This is a genomic window from Hydrogenophaga borbori (genome assembly GCF_003417535.1).
Lineage (GTDB): Bacteria > Pseudomonadota > Gammaproteobacteria > Burkholderiales > Burkholderiaceae_C > Hydrogenophaga > Hydrogenophaga borbori.
Genome location: NZ_QVLS01000007.1, coordinates 138,537 through 157,530 on the forward strand (window position 1 = coordinate 138,537; position 18,994 = coordinate 157,530).

General features: G+C 71.1%; 19 protein-coding genes and 1 tRNA gene. 9 read left to right on the plus strand and 11 right to left on the minus strand.

Annotated features, from left to right (window positions below; all coding sequences use genetic code 11):
• Nucleotides 1-8: 8 nt before the first annotated feature.
• Genes rph through hemW form a run of 3 tightly spaced genes read left to right on the plus strand, consistent with a single transcriptional unit; the run spans nucleotide 9 to nucleotide 2,568 of the window.
• Nucleotides 9-737, plus strand: a complete 729-nt coding sequence (rph, locus tag DY262_RS12995; RefSeq protein ID WP_116959480.1) for a ribonuclease PH — start codon at nucleotides 9-11, stop codon at nucleotides 735-737.
• Complete coding sequence (gene rdgB, locus DY262_RS13000; RefSeq protein ID WP_116959481.1) at nucleotides 734-1,351, plus strand: RdgB/HAM1 family non-canonical purine NTP pyrophosphatase; 618 nt, start codon at nucleotides 734-736, stop codon at nucleotides 1,349-1,351. Before rph ends, rdgB begins: the two co-directional genes overlap by 4 nt.
• Nucleotides 1,348-2,568, plus strand: a complete 1,221-nt coding sequence (hemW, locus tag DY262_RS13005) for a radical SAM family heme chaperone HemW (protein ID WP_116959482.1) — start codon at nucleotides 1,348-1,350, stop codon at nucleotides 2,566-2,568. The genes rdgB and hemW overlap by 4 nt, the downstream gene beginning before the upstream one ends.
• Before the next feature lie 17 nt (nucleotides 2,569-2,585).
• On the opposite strand, the gene DY262_RS13010 is transcribed toward hemW, so the two are convergent.
• Entirely contained in the window at nucleotides 2,586-3,974 is a 1,389-nt protein-coding gene (locus DY262_RS13010; RefSeq protein ID WP_220377562.1) for a heavy metal sensor histidine kinase, read from the minus strand.
• On the minus strand, nucleotides 3,971-4,654 hold the full coding sequence (locus DY262_RS13015) for a heavy metal response regulator transcription factor (protein WP_116959483.1): 684 nt from the start codon (nucleotides 4,652-4,654) through the stop codon (nucleotides 3,971-3,973). The genes DY262_RS13010 and DY262_RS13015 overlap by 4 nt, the downstream gene beginning before the upstream one ends.
• Before the next feature lie 207 nt (nucleotides 4,655-4,861).
• Between DY262_RS13015 and DY262_RS13020 the strand changes: the two genes are divergently transcribed.
• Nucleotides 4,862-5,263 (plus strand): DUF4148 domain-containing protein, encoded by a 402-nt coding sequence (locus tag DY262_RS13020; protein ID WP_116959484.1) that lies wholly within the window; start codon nucleotides 4,862-4,864, stop codon nucleotides 5,261-5,263.
• Nucleotides 5,264-5,403: 140 nt separating this feature from the next.
• On the plus strand, nucleotides 5,404-6,654 hold the full coding sequence (locus tag DY262_RS13025; protein ID WP_181936492.1) for a serine hydrolase domain-containing protein: 1,251 nt from the start codon (nucleotides 5,404-5,406) through the stop codon (nucleotides 6,652-6,654).
• 9 nt (nucleotides 6,655-6,663) lie between these two features.
• On the opposite strand, the gene DY262_RS13030 is transcribed toward DY262_RS13025, so the two are convergent.
• The 9 genes from DY262_RS13030 to DY262_RS13070 form a co-directional block, all read right to left on the minus strand.
• A complete protein-coding gene (locus DY262_RS13030; protein ID WP_116959486.1) occupies nucleotides 6,664-7,197 on the minus strand; it encodes a DsrE family protein in 534 nt (177 codons plus the stop codon).
• A gap of 80 nt (nucleotides 7,198-7,277) precedes the next feature.
• Nucleotides 7,278-7,365 (minus strand) — tRNA-Ser (locus tag DY262_RS13035).
• Between the two features lie 62 nt (nucleotides 7,366-7,427).
• On the minus strand, nucleotides 7,428-8,099 hold the full coding sequence (gene ureG / locus DY262_RS13040) for an urease accessory protein UreG (protein ID WP_116959487.1): 672 nt from the start codon (nucleotides 8,097-8,099) through the stop codon (nucleotides 7,428-7,430).
• Nucleotides 8,096-8,812: an urease accessory protein UreF gene (locus tag DY262_RS13045; protein ID WP_116959488.1), complete on the minus strand. Its 717-nt coding sequence runs from the start codon at nucleotides 8,810-8,812 to the stop codon at nucleotides 8,096-8,098. The genes ureG and DY262_RS13045 overlap by 4 nt, the downstream gene beginning before the upstream one ends.
• Nucleotides 8,778-9,344, minus strand: a complete 567-nt coding sequence (gene ureE, locus DY262_RS13050) for an urease accessory protein UreE (RefSeq protein ID WP_116959489.1) — start codon at nucleotides 9,342-9,344, stop codon at nucleotides 8,778-8,780. The genes DY262_RS13045 and ureE overlap by 35 nt, the downstream gene beginning before the upstream one ends.
• Nucleotides 9,344-11,062, minus strand: coding sequence for an urease subunit alpha (gene ureC / locus DY262_RS13055; protein ID WP_116959490.1), 1,719 nt, complete (start codon nucleotides 11,060-11,062; stop codon nucleotides 9,344-9,346). The genes ureE and ureC overlap by 1 nt, the downstream gene beginning before the upstream one ends.
• Nucleotides 11,062-11,367 (minus strand): urease subunit beta, encoded by a 306-nt coding sequence (locus tag DY262_RS13060; protein ID WP_116959491.1) that lies wholly within the window; start codon nucleotides 11,365-11,367, stop codon nucleotides 11,062-11,064. Before DY262_RS13060 ends, ureC begins: the two co-directional genes overlap by 1 nt.
• A gap of 5 nt (nucleotides 11,368-11,372) precedes the next feature.
• Nucleotides 11,373-11,960: a HupE/UreJ family protein gene (locus DY262_RS13065; protein WP_116959492.1), complete on the minus strand. Its 588-nt coding sequence runs from the start codon at nucleotides 11,958-11,960 to the stop codon at nucleotides 11,373-11,375.
• Nucleotides 11,961-11,976: 16 nt separating this feature from the next.
• Nucleotides 11,977-12,279 (minus strand): urease subunit gamma, encoded by a 303-nt coding sequence (locus DY262_RS13070; RefSeq protein WP_070397473.1) that lies wholly within the window; start codon nucleotides 12,277-12,279, stop codon nucleotides 11,977-11,979.
• 83 nt (nucleotides 12,280-12,362) lie between these two features.
• Between DY262_RS13070 and DY262_RS13075 the strand changes: the two genes are divergently transcribed.
• Genes DY262_RS13075 through DY262_RS13090 form a run of 4 tightly spaced genes read left to right on the plus strand, consistent with a single transcriptional unit; the run spans nucleotide 12,363 to nucleotide 18,906 of the window.
• The gene (locus DY262_RS13075) at nucleotides 12,363-15,875 is read left to right on the plus strand and encodes an ATP-binding protein (RefSeq protein WP_116959493.1); all 3,513 of its coding nucleotides are present in this window, start codon (nucleotides 12,363-12,365) and stop codon (nucleotides 15,873-15,875) included.
• Nucleotides 15,868-16,884: a response regulator gene (locus DY262_RS13080; RefSeq protein WP_116959494.1), complete on the plus strand. Its 1,017-nt coding sequence runs from the start codon at nucleotides 15,868-15,870 to the stop codon at nucleotides 16,882-16,884. The genes DY262_RS13075 and DY262_RS13080 overlap by 8 nt, the downstream gene beginning before the upstream one ends.
• 49 nt (nucleotides 16,885-16,933) lie before the next feature.
• Nucleotides 16,934-18,262: a cache domain-containing protein gene (locus DY262_RS13085; RefSeq protein WP_116959624.1), complete on the plus strand. Its 1,329-nt coding sequence runs from the start codon at nucleotides 16,934-16,936 to the stop codon at nucleotides 18,260-18,262.
• A gap of 8 nt (nucleotides 18,263-18,270) precedes the next feature.
• Nucleotides 18,271-18,906 carry a response regulator gene (locus tag DY262_RS13090; RefSeq protein WP_116959495.1) on the plus strand — a complete coding sequence of 212 codons (636 nt, stop codon included), beginning with the start codon at nucleotides 18,271-18,273 and terminating at the stop codon, nucleotides 18,904-18,906.
• Nucleotides 18,907-18,994 lie beyond the last annotated feature (88 nt).

Genomic DNA, 18,994 nt, shown 5'->3' on the forward strand with positions numbered 1-18,994 from the left:
TTTTCTCTATGACGGCTGTCCAACGACCGGGCCAGCGGGCCGCCAATGCCCTGCGCCCGGTGCGCATCACCCGTGGCTACACCATGCACGCCGAGGGCTCGGTGCTGATCGAATTCGGGCACACCAAGGTGCTCTGCACCGCTTCCGTGGAAGAAAAAGTGCCGCCGCACAAGCGCGGCAGCGGCGAAGGCTGGGTGACGGCCGAGTACGGCATGCTGCCGCGCGCCACGCACACGCGCAGCGACCGCGAGGCGGCCAAGGGCAAGCAGAGCGGGCGCACGCAGGAGATCCAGCGCCTGATCGGCCGCTCGCTGCGCGCGGTGTTCGACCTCAAGGCCCTGGGTGAGCGCACCATTTCGCTCGACTGCGACGTGCTGCAGGCCGACGGCGGCACGCGCACGGCGGCGATCACCGGCGCTTTCGTGGCCGCCCAGGACGCGGTGAGCCGCCTGATGGACGCCGGCAAGCTGACGGCCTCGCCGATCAAGGACCATGTGGCCGCGATCTCGGTCGGCATCCTGGACGGCGCACCACTGCTCGACCTGGAGTACGTGGAAGACTCTGCCTGCGACACCGACATGAACGTGGTCATGACCGGCGCCGGCCACTACGTGGAGGTGCAGGGCACGGCCGAGGGCGCGGCCTTCACCCGCGCCGAGATGGACCAGCTGCTGGTGCTGGCCGAAAAGGGCATCGCCGAACTCGTGGCCTTGCAGAAGGCGGCGCTCGGCGCATGAAGCTGGTTCTCGCGTCGAACAACGCCGGCAAGCTGGCCGAATTGCAGGACCTGTTCGCGCCGCTGGGTGTGCAGCTCGTGCGCCAGGCCGAGCTGGGCATCCCCGAGGCGCCCGAGCCGCACCGCACCTTCGTCGAGAACGCCCTGGCCAAGGCCCGGCACGCCGCGCGCGAGAGCGGCCTGCCGGCGGTGGCCGACGACGCCGGCCTGTGCGTGGAGGCTTTCGGCGGCCTGCCGGGCGTGGACACCGCCTACTACGCCACGCAGCACGGCTACCCCAAGGGCGACGACCACAACGTCACCGCGCTGCTGGAGCAGATGCGCGACGTGGGCGACCGCCGCGCGGCCCTGGTCAGCACCCTGGTGGCGCTGCGCCACGCCGACGACCCCGAGCCCCTCGTGGCCACCGGCCGCGCGCCCGGCCTGATCACGCGCGAGCGTGTGGGCGCGCACGGCTTCGGTTTTGATCCGGTGATGTTCATTCCGGCCTTGGGCAAGACCTTCGCCGAGCTTGACCCCGAGGTGAAAAACCGGCACAGCCACCGCGGACAGGCCGCGCGCGCCATGCTCGAACTCATGCGCGAGCGCTGGTTCTCGCCCACCCCACCGGTATGAGCGAACTGCCGCCCAGCCGCGACCCGCGCCACTGGATGCGGCCGGGCACGCTGCAGCTCGGCGCACCGCCGCCGCTGTCGCTCTACATTCACCTGCCGTGGTGCCTGAAGAAGTGCCCCTACTGCGACTTCAACTCGCACGAATGGAGCGCCACGGCCGCGTCGGGGCAGGCCATGCCCGAGGCGCGCTACCTCGACGCCTTGCGCGCCGACCTCGAGGCCTCGCTGCCCCTGGTCTGGGGCCGGCCGGTGCACAGCGTGTTCATCGGCGGTGGCACGCCCAGCCTGTTCTCCCCGGAGGCCATCGATCGCCTGCTGGCCGACGTGCGCGCGCGCCTTCCGCTGGAGCCCGACGCCGAGATCACCCTGGAGGCCAACCCCGGCACCTTCGAGAAAGACCGCTTTCGCGCCTTCCGCCAGGCCGGCGTGACGCGCCTGTCGGTCGGGGTGCAGAGCTTCGACGACGCGCAGCTCAAGGCCCTGGGCCGCGTGCACGACGGCGCGCAGGCGCGCGCCGCGCTGGAGGAGGCGGCCCAGGTGTTCGACACCTTCAACCTCGACCTGATGTACGCGCTGCCGGGCCAGACGCTCGCGCAGTGCGAGGCCGACCTGCGCACCGCGCTGTCCTTCGCGCCGCCGCACCTGTCGGTCTACCACCTCACGCTGGAACCCAACACCTACTTCGCCAAGTTCCCGCCCCCGCTGCCCGGCGACGACGAGGCCTACGAGATGCTGGACCGCATCACCGAGCTCACCGCGGTGGCGGGCCTGCAGCGCTACGAGGTCTCGGCCTACGCCCGGTCCGGGCACGCCTGCCGGCACAACCTCAACTACTGGCGCTTCGGCGACTACCTCGGCATCGGCGCGGGCGCGCACGGCAAGCTCAGCTTCGCGCACCGCATCGCGCGCCCGGTGCGCGTGCGCGAGCCGCGGCTGTACATGGAGCGCGCCCTGGCCGGCGATGCCGTGGCCAGCATGGACGAGGTGCCGCGCGCGCAGCTGCCGTTTGAATTCATGCTCAATGCGCTGCGCCTGCGCGAGGGCTTCGCGCTGGCCGACTTCATGTCCGGCACCGGCCTGCCGCTGTCCAGCATCGACGCGGCCTTGCGCGAGGCCGAGGCCAAGGGCCTGGTCGAACGGGAGGGGGGCTGGGTGCGGCCGACCGAGCGCGGCTTCGACTTCCTGAGCGACCTGCAGTCGCTGTTTCTGCCGGCCTGAGGCGCGGCAGGGCGGCGTCACACCATATTGAAGCCCACGCGCGTGCGGCCCGCGGCCGACTCGGCGGCCGCGAAGCCGTCGTGCATGCGCGCGATGGCGGCCACGATGGACAGGCCCAGTCCATGGTGCGGCTTTTCCAGTTCGCAGCGCGAGGCGTCGGCGCGGAAGAAGCGGTCGAACAGGCGTGGCAGGTGCTCGGGCTCGATGGCCGGTCCAACGTTCTCCACCCACAGCCGCACGCCCTGGTCGCCCTCGCGAAGGATGCGCACGCACAGGCGCGAGTCCTTGTCGGCGTAACGAATCGCGTTGCCCAGCAGGTTGGACAGCGCGCGCTTGACCAGCGGCTCGTCCACCGAGAGCAGGGCGTCGCCTTCGATGTCGATGCCCAGGCCGGCTTCCTCCATGGGTGCCTCGTGGAACTCCACCACCTGCTGCACCAGCTCGGCCAGGCTCAGGGGCGCGCCGCGCCGCGCCTTCACGCCGCGGTCGGCCTGCGCCAGGAACAGCATGTCGTTGACGATGCCAGCCAGGCGCTGCAGCTCTTCCAGGTTGGACAGCAGCACCTCCTCGAGCTCGGGCGCGCTGCGCTCGCGGCTCAGCGCCACCTCGGTGTGGCCGATCAGGTTGGCCAGCGGCGTGCGCAGCTCGTGCGCCACGTCGGCGTTGAAGCCTTCGAGCTGAACGTAGGTGCGCTCCACGCGCTGCATCAGGCCGTTGAACTGCTCGATCAGTGGCTGCAGTTCTTCGGTGGGCTCGCACAGCGTCAGGCGCTGGTCCAGCCGGCGCACGTCGATGGCGCGCGTCTGCGCCGCCAGGTCCATCAGCGGGCGCAGGCTGCTGCGCACGCGCCAGTAGGTGGCCCAGGCCACGAAGGCGCCCCCCGCCAGCGTGGCAGCCACCAGCAGCAGCGCCATGCGCCGGCCGTACTGCGCGTCGCGCGAACAGTCCATCACCAGCCGGCCCTTGAGCGGCGCGCTGCCATCGGCGCGCGGCACCTCGAACCGCAGCTCGCTCGTCGGGGCGGTGGCGGGGTCGAAGCTGGGCAGGGGATCGCGGTACAGGGTGCTGCCGTCGGCCCGGCGCAGCTCCACGAAGTTGCCGGGGCGGCGCTCGCTCAGCCACAACAGCTTTTGCACCATGTCGGCCTCGCTGCCGTGGGCGTCGGTTTCCTTCAGCACCTCGATGAGCACGTGCGAGTAGCCGCGCAGTTCCTCCTGCTGGCGCGAGGCGAACAGCATCCAGGTGGCGGCGTAGATGACGGCCAGCAGCACGCCCAGGCCGATGATGGTCTGCACCGCGAGCAACAGCGACAGGCGCTTGCCGATGGAGTAGGCGCAGGGCGTGGGCGCGGCGCGCAGCGCCGTCGTGGCCGAGTTGGTGGGCGGGGTGATGGCGGTGGTGTTCACGCGCGTTCCTCCAGCACATAGCCCATGCCGCGCACGTTGTGCAGCAGCTTGGGGCGGAAGGGGTCGTCCATCTTGGCGCGCAGCCGGCGGATCGCCACCTCGACCACGTTGGTGTCGGAGTCGAAGTTCATGTCCCACACCTGTTCGGCGAGCGTGGTGCGCGACAGGATTTGCCCCTTGCGGCGCGCCAGCAGGGCCAGCAGGGCGAATTCCTTGGCGGTGAGTTCCAGGCGCTGGCCCGAGCGCGTGGCCTTGCGGCTGAGCAGGTCGATCTCGAGGTCGCTCACGCTGAGCCGGCTGTTGCTGGCCTCGTTGCTGGCCGCGGGGCCGCGGCGCAGCAGCGCGCCGATGCGCGCGAGCAGCTCGGAGAAAGCGAAGGGCTTGACGAGGTAGTCGTCGGCGCCGGACTGCAGGCCGCGCACGCGGTCCTCCACGAGGTCGCGCGCCGTGAGCATGAGCACCGGGGTGTTGCGCTTCTCGCGCAGCGCGGCCAGCACGCCGAAGCCATCCACGCCGGGCAGCATGATGTCCAGCACCACGAGCTGGTAATCGCCCTCGGTGGCCAGGTAGCGGCCCTCGATGCCGTCGCGGGCCACGTCGACGGTATAGCCGGCCTCGGTCAGGCCGCGCCGCACGTAGTCGGCCTGCTTGGCTTCGTCTTCGATGACCAGGATGCGCATGGCGTGGGCAGGGGCGGAAATAGGCGTGCGCTATTCGATTGCGCACCATGAAATTGTCACGGAAAGTGAGCCGACCTTGGGTTACGAATACGTAATTCAGGCGTTCGGTAAACGACAACCCCGCTTCCTACAGTTCCCTCCATGCCGACACACCGCGGCATTCAGAGCGTCTCCTCCCCTCCATCTGTCGTCATCAAAGGAACTGTCATGAAAGCCTCGAAAAGCCTCCTGTTGCCCATCGCCTTCGCCCTCACCGCTGGCGCCGCCTTCGCCGAAGGTCCGCTGGAGGGCAATGAAGTGTTCAACTTCCAATCGACCCTGAGCCGTGCCGACGTCCAGGCCCAGGTCGCACCGGCCTACAAGGCCGACCAGATCGCCCGCGGTGAAGCCAACCCCGCGCAAGCCCAGGCCACCGTGGTGGCCAGCCAGCTGACCCGCGCGCAGGTGCTGGCCGAGGCCGCCGAGGCCCGCCGCCTGGGCCTGATCGCCAGCGGCGAGATCCTGCCCGTGGCCACGCCCCAGCAGGCCGAGCAGATCCGACTGGCCGGCCTGCGCGCCGTGCAAGGCCATGCGGTGGTGCAGGCGCCGAGCGCCGTGCAGGCCCACTGACCCCGCGATTGCGCGTCTCCTCCAAGGTTTGGACAGCGGCCCATGGGCCGCTGTTTTTTTTGCGCCGGCGCGGGCGCCTCGCATAATGCCCACGACCGCCCCAGCGGGGCCCCACAGGAACCGCGATGCCGCCGCTTCCCTTGCGCAGACGCCCACTGGCCGCCGCGTTCTTCGGCCTGTTGGCCCTGATGGTCTGGGGCGTGCGGGCCGATCCCGTGTTCGTACCGGATGGCCCGCAGGCCGCGGCCTACGGCCAGGCGCAGGGCTACCCGGTGCCTCGGTCCGGCTTGCGAGCGGACGAGCTGCGCCAGGAGCACTACGTGGGCCTGCACAGCCACTACGACCAGGTCCGCCCCCTGAAGGAGGTGCCGACCGCCGCCGCGCCGTCCCCCTTGTCGCGCGCCGCGGAAAGCCTGGAGCTGCAGTACACCCACGAGGGGCGCACCCTCACGCTGGGCGACTACCTGCGCCGCCACCCGGTGACGGGCTTGCTGATCGCGCGCGACTCGACCATCCTGTTCGAGCGCTACCAGTACGGCCGCCGTGACAGCGACCGCTTCCTGTCGCACTCGCTGGCCAAGACCATCACCGGCCTGCTGGTGGGCGCGGCGTTGGAGGACGGCGCCATCCGCTCGATCGACGACAAGGTCTCGGCCTACCTGCCCGAACTCGCGGGCACGGCCTACGGCGCCACACCGATCCGCGCGCTGCTGAGCATGGCCTCGGGCCTGGCCTTCAACGAGAGCTACCAGCCGAACGACGACGTGCACCGACTGGCCGAGGCGCTCATCGGGCCCTCGCCCCTGGGCGCGGTGGCGGCGGTGCGCCAGTTCGACGCGCGCGTCGCCGAGCCGGGCACGGTGTTCCACTACTCCAGCGCCGACTCGCAGGTGCTGGGCATGGTGGTGAGCCGCGCGGTGGGCATGCCGCTGCCCGAGTACTTCAGCCGCCGGCTGTGGGCGCCGCTGGGCGCGGAGGCCAACGCCGCCTGGGACACCGACCCGTCGGGCGAGGCGCTGGGCTTTTGCTGCGTCGTGGCCCGCCTGCGCGACTGGGCGCGCCTGGGCCTCATGCTCGCCCACGACGGCCGCTGGAACGGGCGGCAGGTGGTCTCGCGCCCCTGGGTCTACGAAAGCACCGCGCCAGCGCGTGGCTTGAACGCGCCGTACGGTTACCAGATCTGGCTGTCGGGCGAGGCGCCGCGCTACTACGCCATGCGCGGCGTGCTGGGCCAGTTCGTGCTGATCGACCCGATCACGCGCTTCGTGCTGGTGCAGACCGCGGTCAACCTCAACCCCACCGACCCCGGAGCCACCGCCGAGCTGACGGCGCTGTGGCAGGCGCTGCTGGTGCAGCACGGTCCGCCCGGGCGCTTCGGGCGGACCTGGTGACTCACCGGCTTATTGCAGTTCGGGGATCTGCTTGACCAGTTCCTCGCGCGTCAGGCGCGGGAACCACTCGGCGTACATGTAGCTGTAGCCCTCGTTCTGCCACTTGGCCAGATCGATCACGGCCGCCGGCACCACGGTGATCACGTCGTAGAACTCATCGGGCTTGTAGCCGCGCGAGCGCGCCGCGTTGGCGCAGACGCGGATGGTCACGCCGGCGTCGGCCAGGGCTTTGAGCTCCTCGTACATGTCGGGATAGGCCGCGCGGTTCAGGCGCGAGAAGGCGTGCAGCTCGTTGCCGTGCGCCACGATCACGATGTGGGACTTCGGGTCGCCGTATTCCTTGATCGCGCGCAGGTGGTTCTTCACATAGCCGAAGGCGGGCTTGGCGTCCAGCGGCTTGGCGAAGTTGAAGTCGTACAGCGCCTTCTGCGGCGCGTAGCGGGTGCCGTCGAACTTGGACGGGTCGTTGGGCCCGGCGATGGCGGCGCCGCTGAACAGCAGGCCGGCGAACAGGGGCGCGAGGGCGCGGCGGGTGAGGGGCATGAGGGTCTCCGACAGTGTTGGAATGAGGGATCAACCGCAGGGGTTGAGCCGCCGACTGTAACGGGACCGTTGGGAGGCGCTGGCGGAGACGGTGAGATTCGAACTCACGGACCCTTGCGGGTCGGCAGTTTTCAAGACTGCTGGTTTAAACCACTCACCCACGTCTCCGCAGCGGCTGGGATTCTAGTGCGCCGCGACCGACAGCACACGGGGCCGGCGGGCCGAGGCCTTCAGGCCGGCTGCGCCGCCGTCAGCAGGCCGCGTGTTTCGATGAAGCGCACCACCTCGTCCAGCCCTTCGAGGGTTTTGAGGTTGGTCATCACCCAGGGGCGGCGCTGGGCGTCGGGGCGCATGCGTGCGGTGTCGGCTTTCATCACCTCCAGGTCGGCGCCCACGTGCGGCGCCAGGTCGGTCTTGTTGATGACGAAGAGGTCGCTCTTGGTGATGCCGGGGCCGCCCTTGCGCGGGATCTTCTCGCCGGCCGCGACGTCGATCACATAGATGGTGAGGTCGCTCAGCTCGGGGCTGAAGGTGGCGGCCAGGTTGTCGCCGCCGCTTTCCACGAAGACGATGTCGGCCTCGGGAAAGCGCTCGAGCATGCGGTCGATGGCCTCGAGGTTGATGGAGGCGTCCTCGCGGATGGCGGTGTGCGGGCAGCCGCCGGTCTCCACGCCCAGGATGCGCTCGGCCGGCAGCGCGCCGCTCACGGTGAGCAGGCGCTGGTCTTCCTTGGTGTAGATGTCGTTGGTGATGGCGATGAGGTCGTGGCGTTCGCGCATGGCCTTGCACAGCATCTCCAGCAGGGTGGTTTTGCCCGAGCCCACCGGGCCGCCGATGCCCACGCGCAAGGGGGGCAGGGGCTTGGTGCGGTTCGGGATGTGGTGCAGCGGTGTGGTGCTCATGATCGGAACAGGCGTGAGTACTGGGTTTCGTGGCGCGCCGAGAGGATGGCGAGCATGGGGGTGAAGGCCTGGCGCTGGTCGTCGCTGTCGCGCGCGATGGCCTCGTCCACGGCGGCGGGGATTTCGCCCACCAGGCGCGCGAGCAGGCGCTGGCCCATGCCCTGGCCCAGGGGCACGGCCTTGATGGCGGCCTGCACCATGTTCTCGGCCCAGCCAAAGGCCAGGCCGATGAGGGCTTCGCGGACCGTGGCCTCGCCCTGCGCGGCGGCGCAGGCGGCGGCCACGGGCCAGGTGGGCGGGTTCAGCGCGGCGTCGCTGAGGGCGGCATGCACGGCGGTGCCGTGTTCGCCCAGGGCCTGCGCCCAGGCCAGCAGGGACTTGCCCATCTGCTCGCTCTGCAGGCGCAGCTCGCTGCTCTCGCGGGTGGTGAGCACCCATCGGTTCAGCGCGCGCACGCGTTCGACGTCGCGCGCGCGCCAGGCGCTCAGTGCCTCGGCCATCACGGCCAGGTCGCTGCGGGCCTGGCCCAGGTGCAGCTGGTCGACGAGCCAGGTGGCGACGCTGGCCTCGTCGTGCGCCAGGCCGGCGTCGATGGCGGCCTCCAGGCCTTCGGAATAGGAGAAGCCACCCACGGGCAGGGCGGGCGAGGCCAGCCACAGCGTGCGCAGCAGGCCCGCGTCAGTGGTCGTGCGAATGGCCGTGTTCGTGGTCATGGGGGTGGCCAGGGGCGGCGTGGTCGTGCCCACTGCCGTGGGAGTGGCCGTGCGAGTGGCCGTGGCCCTGTCCGCCGTACGCCCCGCCTTCGGGTTCGAAGGCCTCGCTCGCCTCGGCCACGTCCAGGTGCATGGCGCGCAGCATGTCGGCCAGCACGTGGTCGGGTTCGATCTTCAGGTGGTCGGGCTTCAGCTCCATCGGCACGTGCCGGTTGCCCAGGTGGTAGGCGGCGCGCATCAGGTCGAAGGCCTGCTCGGCCAGCGGGTGCGCGGGGCAGGCGGTGATGCGCAGCACGGCCTGCGGCGCGGCGATCACGCGCACGAGTTCGCCCTCGGCCGTGACCAGCACGTCGCCGCCACGCACCACGCGGCCGCGCGGCAGGAAGACGGCGAGCGCGCGGCCGTCGCTCAGGCGCGCATCGAAGCGACTCTTCTGGCGGATGTCCCAGTCCAGCTCGACCGTGGGGGCGCGTTTGAGCAACACGGGCGCCAGGCCCTTGCCGGCGGCGATGAGTTGGGAGGCTTGTGGCATCAGAACAGGAAGTAGCGCTGCGCCATGGGCAGCGCGGTGGCGGCTTCGCAGGTGAGCAACTGCCCGTCGGCGCGCACGCGGTAGGTCTGGGCGTCGATCTCCATGGTGGGCAGCCAGGCGTTGTGCACCATGTGGGTCTTGTTCACGCCGCGGCAGCCCTGCACGGCGGACAGGGTCTTGCGCAGGCCATAGCGCTCACCCACGCCCGCGTCCAGCGCGGCCTGCGAGACGAAGCTCAGGCTGCCGCGCGCCAGCGCCCCGCCGTAGGCACCGAACTGCGGGCGAAAGTGCACCGGCTGCGGCGTGGGGATGGAGGCGTTGGGGTCGCCCATGGCGGCCAGCGCGATGCTGCCGCCCTTGAGCACGACGAAGGGCTTGACGCCGAAGAAGGCCGGCTTCCACAGCACCAGGTCGGCCCACTTGCCCACCTCCAGCGAGCCCACGGCGTGCGAGATGCCGTGGGCGATGGCGGGATTGATCGTGTACTTGGCGATGTAGCGCTTGACGCGGAAGTTGTCGTGGCGCGACGCATCTTCGGGCAGGGTGCCGCGCTGCAGCTTCATCTTGTGCGCGGTCTGCCAGGTGCGCAGGATGACCTCGCCCACGCGGCCCATGGCCTGGCTGTCGCTGCTCATCATGCTGATGGCGCCCAGGTCGTGCAGGACGTCCTCGGCCGCGATCGTCTCTTTGCGGATGCGGCTCTCGGCGAAGGCCAGGTCCTCGGGGATGGCGGCGTCCAGGTGGTGGCACACCATGAGCATGTCGACGTGTTCGTCGAGCGTGTTCACGGTGTAGGGCATGGTGGGGTTGGTGGAGGACGGCAGGAAGTTCTTCTCGCCCACCACGCGCAGGATGTCGGGCGCGTGGCCGCCGCCCGCGCCTTCGGTGTGGAAGGCGCACAGGGTGCGGCCCTTCGTGGCCTCGATGGTGTTCTCCACGAAGCCCGACTCGTTGAGCGTGTCGCTGTGGATGGCGACCTGCGTGTCGGTCTCCTCGGCCACGGCCAGGCACTGGTCGATGGCCGCGGGCGTGGTGCCCCAGTCTTCGTGCAGCTTGAGGCCGATCACGCCGGCGTGGATCTGTTCGCGCAAGGCGTCGGGCCGGCTGGCATTGCCCTTGCCCAGGAAGCCAATGTTCATGGGCAGGCCATCGGCCGCCTGCAGCATGCGCTCGATGTGCCAGGGCCCGGGCGTGCAGGTGGTGGCGAAGGTGCCCGTGGCGGGGCCCGTGCCGCCGCCCAGCATGGTGGTCACGCCCGAGGCCAGGGCCTCGTCCACCTGTTGCGGGCAGATGAAGTGGATGTGGCTGTCGATGCCGCCGGCCGTGACGATCAGGCCTTCGCAGGCGATCACCTCGGTGCCCGGGCCGATGACGATGTCCACGCCGGGCTGCGTGTCGGGGTTGCCGGCCTTGCCGATGGCGGCGATGCGCCCGTCCTTGAGACCGATGTCGGCCTTGACGATGCCCCAGTGGTCGACGATGAGCGCGTTGGTCATCACGGTGTCCACGGCGCCCTGCGCGCGCGAGCGCTGCGATTGCGCCATGCCGTCGCGGATGGTCTTGCCGCCGCCGAACTTGACCTCTTCGCCATAACCGCCGGCGGCCAGGGTGAAGTCCTGTTCCACCTCGATCAGCAGCTCGGTGTCGGCCAGGCGCACGCGGTCGCCCACCGTGGGGCCGAACATGTCGGCGTAGGCGCGTCGTCCAATGGTCGCCATCAGAGCTGTCCTTGTATGAGGCCGCGAAAGCCGAACACCACGCGGTCCCCGGCGTAGTCCACCAGTTCCACCGTGCGCTGCTGGCCGGGCTCGAAGCGCACGGCGGTGCCGCTGGCGATGTTCAGGCGCTTGCCGCGCGCGGCGGCGCGGTCGAAGTCGAGCGCGCCGTTGGTTTCGGCGAAGTGGTAGTGCGAGCCGACCTGGATGGGCCGCGTCGCGGTGTTCTTCACCACCAGCGTGAGGCTGGGCCGTCCGGGGTTGAGGGCGTGCTCGCCCTCGGCGATGAGGTATTCACCGGGCGTCATGGCCGTCAACCCGCCAGCAGGCCCCAGCCCATGTTCAGGCCCATCAGGGCCACCACCGCGCCGGCCGCGCGCGTCCACCACACGCTGTGGTGCCGCAGCCGCCGGCCCAGGGTGATGCCGGCCCCGTGGAGCAGGGCCGTGCCCGCCACCATGCCGGCCAGGGCGGCCAGCCCGCCGAGTTCCTGTCCGTGCGCCGCGCCATGGAACAGCGCGAAGCCCCCCACCAGCAGCGCGCCCGCGCCTGGCGGCAGCTTCGTCCGCGCCGCCAGCAGCAGGCCCACCACCAGCAGCGAGGCGGCGATCATGGGTTCGATGGCGGGGAGGCCCAGACCGCCCTGGGCGAGCAGGGCGCCGGCCAGGAGCGTGAGCGCGAAGGCGAGGGGGGCGGTCCACACGCGGCGCGTGGTGGCCGCGCTCCACACGCCCACGGCGAGCATCGCGGCCAGGTGGTCCGGGCCGGTGATGGGGTGCAGCAGCCCGGCGAAGAAGCCGTGGTGGCCGTGTCCGTCGGCCCCCACGTGGGCCAGGGCGATCGACCCCGTGCCCGCGAGCGCGGCGGCGCCCAGGGCCTTGATCCAGTGGCCTTGTGTCATAGGTGTGTCTCCTCGTTCATGGAATGGGTTGGTGGACGGTAACCAGCTTGGTGCCGTCGGGGAAGGTGGCTTCCACCTGGATGTCGGGAATCATCTCGGCCACGCCGTCCATGACGTCGGCGCGCGTGAGCACCTCGCGGCCCGCGCTCATGAGCTGCGCGACGGTCCGGCCGTCGCGCGCGCCCTCCATCACGGCGGCGGTGATCAGGGCGATGGCCTCGGGGTGGTTGAGCTTGAGGCCGCGCGCGCGGCGGCGTTCGGCCAGCAGCGCGGCGGTGAAGATGAGCAGCTTGTCCTTCTCGCGCGGGGTCAGGTCCATGGTGGTCGGTTTCTCCTGCGGGCCGGGTCAGCAAGACGCATACCCGATGAGGGTAGTGGCATGAAAGCTGCAGCGCCAGTCTCGTGAACGCCTCGTCCGCCGATCCCGCCGCCGCCGCGCCCGACGCCCCGCAGCGCATCATCAAGGTGCGGCGCGACTACAACAGCTGGGTCGGCAGCGAGACCCTGGAGGACTACGCGCTGCGCTACACGCCGCAGCGCTTTCGCAAGTGGAGCGAGTGGCGCGTGGCCAACACCGCCTTCGGCGTGGCCTCCTTCCTGGTGCTGGAGGCCGTGGGCGCCACGCTGCTGCTCAGTGTCGGCTTCACCAACGCGGCGCTGGCCATCCTCGCCACCGGCCTGATCATCTTTCTCGCCGGCCTGCCCATCAGCGTCTATGCCGCGCGCCATGGCGTGGACATGGACCTGCTCACGCGCGGCGCGGGCTTCGGCTACATCGGCTCGACCATCACCTCGCTCATCTACGCCTCCTTCACCTTCATCTTCTTCGCGCTGGAGGCCGCCGTCATGGCCTACGCGCTGGAACTGGCGCTGGACATCCCGCCCGCCTGGGGCTACCTCATCTGCGCGCTGGTGGTGATCCCGCTGGTGACGCACGGGGTGTCGGTGATCAGCCGCTTCCAGATGTGGACCCAGCCGCTGTGGCTGGTGATGATGGTGGTGCCTTTCCTGGCCGTCGCGGTGCACGCGCCCGAGACCTTCCGCGAGGTGGCGCACTACGCGGGTGCGTCCGGCACCGCGATGGGTTTCGACTGGCACCTGTTCGGTGCGGCCCTCACGGTGGGCATCGCCCTGATCACGCAGATGGGCGAGCAGGCCGACTACCTGCGCTTCATGCCGGCGCGCCAGCCCGGCCGGGGCCTGCGCTGGTGGGCAGCGGTCGTCGCTGGCGGCCCGGGCTGGGTGCTGATCGGGGTGCTCAAGATGCTCGGCGGCGCGCTGCTCGCCTACCTGGCCATCCGCCACAGCGTGCCGGCCGAGCGTGCGGTCGACCCGAACCAGATGTACCTGGCCGCCTACGACTTCCTGCTGCCCCATGGCTGGGCGGTGGCGGCCACGGCCCTGTTCGTGGTGGTCTCGCAGCTCAAGATCAACGTCACCAACGCCTACGCGGGGTCGCTGGCCTGGAGCAACTTCTTCTCGCGCCTCACGCACAGCCACCCGGGCCGCGTGGTCTGGGTGGTGTTCAACACCTTCATCGCCTTCCTTCTGATGGAGATGAACGTGTTCCAGGCCCTGGGCCAGGTGCTGGGCGTGTACGCCAACATCGCCATCGCCTGGATCATGGCCGTGGTGGCCGACCTGATCGTCAACAAGCCCCTGGGCCTGAGCCCGCCCGGCATCGAGTTCAAGCGCGCCCACCTGTACGACATCAATCCCGTGGGCGTGGGTGCCATGGCGCTGGCCTCGGTGGTGTCGATCACCGCGCACCTGGGCGTGATGGGGCCCACGGCCGAGGCGTTCTCGGCCGTGATCGCGATGGTCACGGCTTTCCTGGCCGCGCCAGCGATCGCCTGGCTCACCCGGGGGCGCTTCTATCTCGCGAGGCCGTCCGACCCCGACACACCGCGGAGCCGGCGCCGCCAGGCCGCCGGTGCGCCCGCCATGGCGGGCGGGCGCGCCGGCGGTGCCGCGGGGGGCGTCTGCGTCATCTGCGAACAGGTCTACGAAGGGCCCGACATGGCCCATTGCCCGGCCTACCAGGGGCCCATCTGTTCCCTGTGCTGCACGCTGGACGCGCGCTGCGGCGACCTGTGCAAGCCGCACGCACGCCTGTCGGTGCAGTGGAACGGCGCCCTGCGCCGCCTCTTGCCCCGGCGGGCCTGGCCCTACCTGGACGCGGGCCTGGCGCACTACCTGCTGCTCATGCTCATCGTGGCGCCGCTGCTGGCGGCCGTGCTCGGGCTGCTGTACCGGCAGGAGGTGCAGTCCCTGGCGGCAACCCTGGGCGGCGGCAGCGCCTCCCTGCTCGACACCGCGCTGCGCTCGGGCTTCCTGCGGGTGTACGCCGTGCTGCTGCTGATCGCCGCCACGGTGGCCTGGTGGCTGGTGCTGGCGCACAAGAGCCGCGAGGTGGCGCAGGAGGAGTCGAACCGGCAGACCCACCTGCTGATGCGGGAGATCGAGTCGCACCGCCGCACCGACGAGGCCCTGCAGCAGGCGCGCCACGCGGCCGAGCAGGCCAACCAGGCCAAGACGCGCTACATCAGCACCATCAGCCACGAGCTGCGCACGCCGCTCAACAGCATCCTGGGCTATGCGCAGCTGCTGCAGGAGGACAGCGGCCTGGCGCCGCACCGCGCCCAGGCCATCCGGGTCATCCACCGCGGCGGCGAACACCTGCTGTCGCTCATCGAGGGCACGCTGGACATCGCGCGCATCGAGGCCGGCAAGTTCGCGCTCGACGTCAAACCCATGGCCTTCGCGGCCACGCTGGCCGAGGTGGCGGGCCTGTTCGAGCTGCAGGCCGCGGCCAAGGGCCTGCGTTTCGTCTACGACACCGACGGTCGCCTGCCCGAGGCCGTGCGCGCCGACGACAAGCGCGTGCGCCAAATCCTCATCAACCTGCTCGGCAATGCCGTGAAGTTCACCCGGTCCGGCGAGGTGCGCCTGCGCGTGCGCCACGCGCGCGAAATGGCGCACTTCGAGGTGCACGACACCGGTCCCGGCATGGGCAGCGCCGACGTCGAGCGCGTGTTCGAGCCCTTCGCGCGCGGCGCGGGCGAGGCCGGCGATCGCTCGGGCGTGGTCGGCACCGGCCTGGGCCTGACCATCGCCAAGATGCTGACCGACCTGATGGGGGGCGAGCTCAGCGTGCGCAGCGCGCCGGGCCAGGGCAGCGTGTTCACCGTGCGCCTGTTCCTGCCCGAGATGCGCGGTGCGCTGCCGGTGCGCGAGCGCGTGGAGCTGCCGGCAGGCTACGAGGGGGAGCGCTGCCGCGTGCTGGTGGTGGACAACGAGGAAGCCGACCGCGAGCTGCTGCAGCGCTGGCTGGAGCCGCTGGGCTTCGAGGTGCAACTGGCGCGCAGCGGCGACCACGCGCTGGAACTGCTGGCCGGCCTGCGGCCCGGCGAGGCGCGCGCGCCGCACGCGGTGTTTCTCGATCTCGCGATGCCCGGCATCGACGGCTGGGAGACGCGCCGGCGCCTGCGCGCCGCCGGCTGGGCCGGTGTGCCGCTGGCCATCGTCTCGGCCAACGCCTTCGACAAGGGCCTGCACAGCGAACTGGAACCCGGCGAGGCGCTGCCGCCGCAGGACTTCTTCGTCAAGCCGGTGCGGCGGTCGGAATTGCTGGCCTGGCTGGCGCAGCGACTGGACCTGCGCTGGACCGAGGCGGCCGCGGCGCCCGAGCCGCCGCCGCTGGCGCGGCCCGAGGCGGCGCCCCCGGCGCGCGAGGAGATCGCCCCGCTGCTGGAACTGGTGCGCCTGGGCTACACGCGCGGCATCCTGCAGTGGCTGGACGACTGGGTGCGGCGGCGGCCCGAGCGCGCGGGCCAGGCCGCCGCGCTGGCCACGCTGGCGCGTGAGTTCCGCTTCGAGGCCATCGAACGGCAGCTGGGGCAGGACCATGTCTGAGGCCATCGATCCGCAGCGCCTGTCGCCCCGCCTGCCGCGCGGCGAGCACCGCGTGGTGCTGCTGGTCGACGACGCGCCCGACAACCTGGCGCCCCTGCACGACGCGCTGGACGGCGCCGGCTACACCGTGCTCGTCGCGCTCGACGGCGAGAGCGCCATCCGCCGCGCGCGGCAGGCCCTGCCCGACATGGTGCTGCTCGACGCGCTGATGCCCGGCATCGACGGTTTCGAGGTGGCGCGCCGCCTCAAGGCCGATGCGCTGACGGCCACCACGCCCATCATCTTCATGACCGGCCTGACCGAGCCCGAGCACCTGGAGGCCGCGTTCGAGGCCGGGGGCGTGGACTACGTGACCAAGCCGGTCAAGCCGCGCGAGGTGATGGCCCGCATGGCCCTGCACCTGCGCCAGGCGCGCCAGGCCCGCGACGGCGCGCGCGAGCGCAGCCAGGCGCGCCACGCGCTGGACGCCTTCGGCTACGCCACCATCACCGTGCGCGCCAGCGACGGCCGCCTGCTGTGGCAGACGCCGCTCGCGCGCGAGCTGCTGCGCCAGCACGGCGGCGGCGATTCGGTGCACGCGCCCGAGGCCGTGCTGCACTGGCTGCGCCGCCACCTGGCCGACGCCCAGGCCCTGCGCGAGCCGCCCCGGCTCACCCTGCAGAACGGTCCGCGCCGCCTGAGCTTTCGCCTGCACCAGCGCGTGGGCGACGAGGACGGCGATCCCCTGGGCCAGGGCGACTGGCTGATCGTGATGCAGGAGACCTCGGATGAGTCGGCCTTCAGCGCGCTGTCGCAGGCCTTCGGCCTGACCGCGCGCGAGGCCGAGGTGCTCTACTGGGTCGTCAAGGGCAAGATCAACCGCGACATCGCCGACATCCTGGGCGCCAGCCCGGCCACGGTGAAGAAGCACCTGGAGCGCATCCACGCCAAGATGGGCGTGGAGACGCGCACGGCGGCGGCGGCGATGGCGATGCAGCGCGTGCGGCAGCTGGAGACGCTGAGGGGCTGAGGGCGGGCCGCGCTTGGCGGACAATCCGCGTTCGCTGCCCGTTCCCGCCATGCGACTGCGCACCAAGATCCTCCTGCTGGCCATCCTGCCGTTGCTGGCCGCGCTCGCGCTCATCGCCCTGGCCGTGCAGCAGCAGGAGCGCGCGCTGGCGCAGCGCGAGTACGCCCTGGTCGAGCGCGCCTACATGGACGCGCGGCGCAGCGAGTTGCGCAGCTACGTGGACCTGGCCGTGAGCACGGTGCGGCCGCTCTACGACCGGCGCGGCGGCGAGGCGGAGCGTGAACAGGCGCTGCGCCTGCTGGCGTCGCTCGACTACGGCCCCGACGGCTACTTCTTCGTCTACGACCTCCAGGGCAAGGTGCTGATGCACTCGCGCCAGACCGAGCTGGTGGGCCAGAACCTCTGGGCGCTGAGAGACCCGCAGGGCCGGCCCACCATCCAGCGCCTGATCGCCCAGGCGCGCGCGGGCGGCGGTTTCGTCGACTACCTGTGGCAACAGCCCTCCAGCGGCCTGGTCAAACCCAAGCTGGGCTATGTCATCGCGCTCGAGCGCTGGGGCTGGATGATGGGCACCGGCCTGTACCTCGACGGCATCCAGGCCACGCTGTCGCAGCTGGAGCGCGAGGCCAACCGCAACATCGCCACCACGCTGCTGTGGATCGCCGGCATCGCGGCCTTTGGCATCGCCCTCATCAGCGCCAGCGGCCTGGCGCTCAACCTCAGCGAGCAGCGCGTGGCCGAGAACAAGCTGCGCCTGCTCGCGCGCCAGGTGCAGCAGTCGCAGGAGGACGAGCGCGCGCGCCTGGCGCGCGAGCTGCACGACGGCGTCAGCCAGACCCTGGTGTCGAGCAAGCTGCTGGTGGAGGCGGGCGCGGCGGATGGCGATCGCGAGTCCCTGGCGCGCGCCCTGCGCCAGCTCGAAAACAGCCTGGTGGAGGTGCGGCGCATCTCGCACCGCCTGCGCCCCGCCTTGCTCGACAACCTGGGCCTGCCCGCCGCGCTGCAGCACCTGGCGCGCGAGGTCGAAGACGCCAGCGGCCTGGCGGTGGCCGTGCGCCTGGAGGGCGCGCCGCGCGAGCTGGGCGACGAGGTCAAGACGGCGCTCTTTCGCATCGCCCAGGAGGGCCTGACCAATGTGGTCAAGCACGCGCAGGCCCGCCAGGTCGAGTTGCTGCTGGGCTTTGGCACCGGCGGCGCGCTGCGCCTGAGCCTGACCGACGACGGCCGAGGCTTCGACGAGCAGGCCGTGCAGCTCGACCCGGAACGCGGCATTGGCCTGCGCAACATGCGCGAGCGCCTGGCGGCCATCGGCGGGCGCCTGCGCATCCAGTCCGCGCCCGGCCATGGCACCCAGCTGGAGGCCGCGCTGTCCGCCTGAGCTTTCCCATGAACGCCCCCGGCAAGCCCATCCGCATCCTGCTCGTCGATGACCACCCCATGGTGCGCGAGGGCTTGCGCGCGCGCCTGTCCAGCGTGCCGCGCCTGCAGGTGGTGGGCGAGGCCGGCGACGCCGCCGAGGCGCTGCGCCAGCTCGAGCTGAACCCGCCCGACGTGGTGCTGCAGGACGTGGGCCTGAAGGATGGCAACGGCATCGACCTGGTGCAGGCCATGCTGGCGCGCCAGCCCACGCTGCGCGTGCTGATGTTCAGCATGTACGACAACCCCGAGTACGTGCAGCGCGCCCTGCAGGCGGGCGCGCGCGGCTACGTGCTCAAGGAAACGCCGGCCGAGGAGGTGCTGGCCGCCATCGACGCCGTGGTGGCGGGCGGCACCTTCCTCAGCCCCGCCGTCTCGCGCCGCCTGTTCCGCGGCCAGGCGCCGCGGCCCATGCTCACGCCGCGCGAAAGCCAGATCCTCAGCGCCCTGGGCCGGGGCGAATCGAGCAAGCACATCGCCCAGGCCATGCACCTGAGCGTGCGCACCGTCGAGGCGCACCGCCAGAGCATCAAGCGCAAGCTGGGCATCGAAGGCCAGGCCGAGCTCATCAAGTACGCGGTGGAGCACGCGCGCGAAGCGCCCTGAGCCCGCTGCCGCCGCGCTGCGGGGGGTGATTAAGGGTTTTCCCTTAAGTGGTGCCGCGCGGGATCGATCGTGGTGCAACGGATGCGCC

What these genes read in the sequence shown, in the direction of transcription:
- rph (WP_116959480.1), top strand. Translation starts at nt 9, where the DNA reads ATGACGGCTGTCCAACGACCGGGCCAGCGGGCCGCCAATGCCCTGCGC.
- rdgB (WP_116959481.1), top strand. Translation starts at nt 734, where the DNA reads ATGAAGCTGGTTCTCGCGTCGAACAACGCCGGCAAGCTGGCCGAATTG.
- hemW (WP_116959482.1), top strand. Translation starts at nt 1,348, where the DNA reads ATGAGCGAACTGCCGCCCAGCCGCGACCCGCGCCACTGGATGCGGCCG.
- DY262_RS13015 (WP_116959483.1), bottom strand. Translation starts at nt 4,654, where the DNA reads ATGCGCATCCTGGTCATCGAAGACGAAGCCAAGCAGGCCGACTACGTG.
- DY262_RS13020 (WP_116959484.1), top strand. Translation starts at nt 4,862, where the DNA reads ATGAAAGCCTCGAAAAGCCTCCTGTTGCCCATCGCCTTCGCCCTCACC.
- DY262_RS13030 (WP_116959486.1), bottom strand. Translation starts at nt 7,197, where the DNA reads ATGCCCCTCACCCGCCGCGCCCTCGCGCCCCTGTTCGCCGGCCTGCTG.
- ureG (WP_116959487.1), bottom strand. Translation starts at nt 8,099, where the DNA reads ATGAGCACCACACCGCTGCACCACATCCCGAACCGCACCAAGCCCCTG.
- DY262_RS13045 (WP_116959488.1), bottom strand. Translation starts at nt 8,812, where the DNA reads ATGACCACGAACACGGCCATTCGCACGACCACTGACGCGGGCCTGCTG.
- ureE (WP_116959489.1), bottom strand. Translation starts at nt 9,344, where the DNA reads ATGCCACAAGCCTCCCAACTCATCGCCGCCGGCAAGGGCCTGGCGCCC.
- ureC (WP_116959490.1), bottom strand. Translation starts at nt 11,062, where the DNA reads ATGGCGACCATTGGACGACGCGCCTACGCCGACATGTTCGGCCCCACG.
- DY262_RS13060 (WP_116959491.1), bottom strand. Translation starts at nt 11,367, where the DNA reads ATGACGCCCGGTGAATACCTCATCGCCGAGGGCGAGCACGCCCTCAAC.
- DY262_RS13065 (WP_116959492.1), bottom strand. Translation starts at nt 11,960, where the DNA reads ATGACACAAGGCCACTGGATCAAGGCCCTGGGCGCCGCCGCGCTCGCG.
- DY262_RS13070 (WP_070397473.1), bottom strand. Translation starts at nt 12,279, where the DNA reads ATGGACCTGACCCCGCGCGAGAAGGACAAGCTGCTCATCTTCACCGCC.
- DY262_RS13080 (WP_116959494.1), top strand. Translation starts at nt 15,868, where the DNA reads ATGTCTGAGGCCATCGATCCGCAGCGCCTGTCGCCCCGCCTGCCGCGC.
- DY262_RS13085 (WP_116959624.1), top strand. Translation starts at nt 16,934, where the DNA reads ATGCGACTGCGCACCAAGATCCTCCTGCTGGCCATCCTGCCGTTGCTG.
- DY262_RS13090 (WP_116959495.1), top strand. Translation starts at nt 18,271, where the DNA reads ATGAACGCCCCCGGCAAGCCCATCCGCATCCTGCTCGTCGATGACCAC.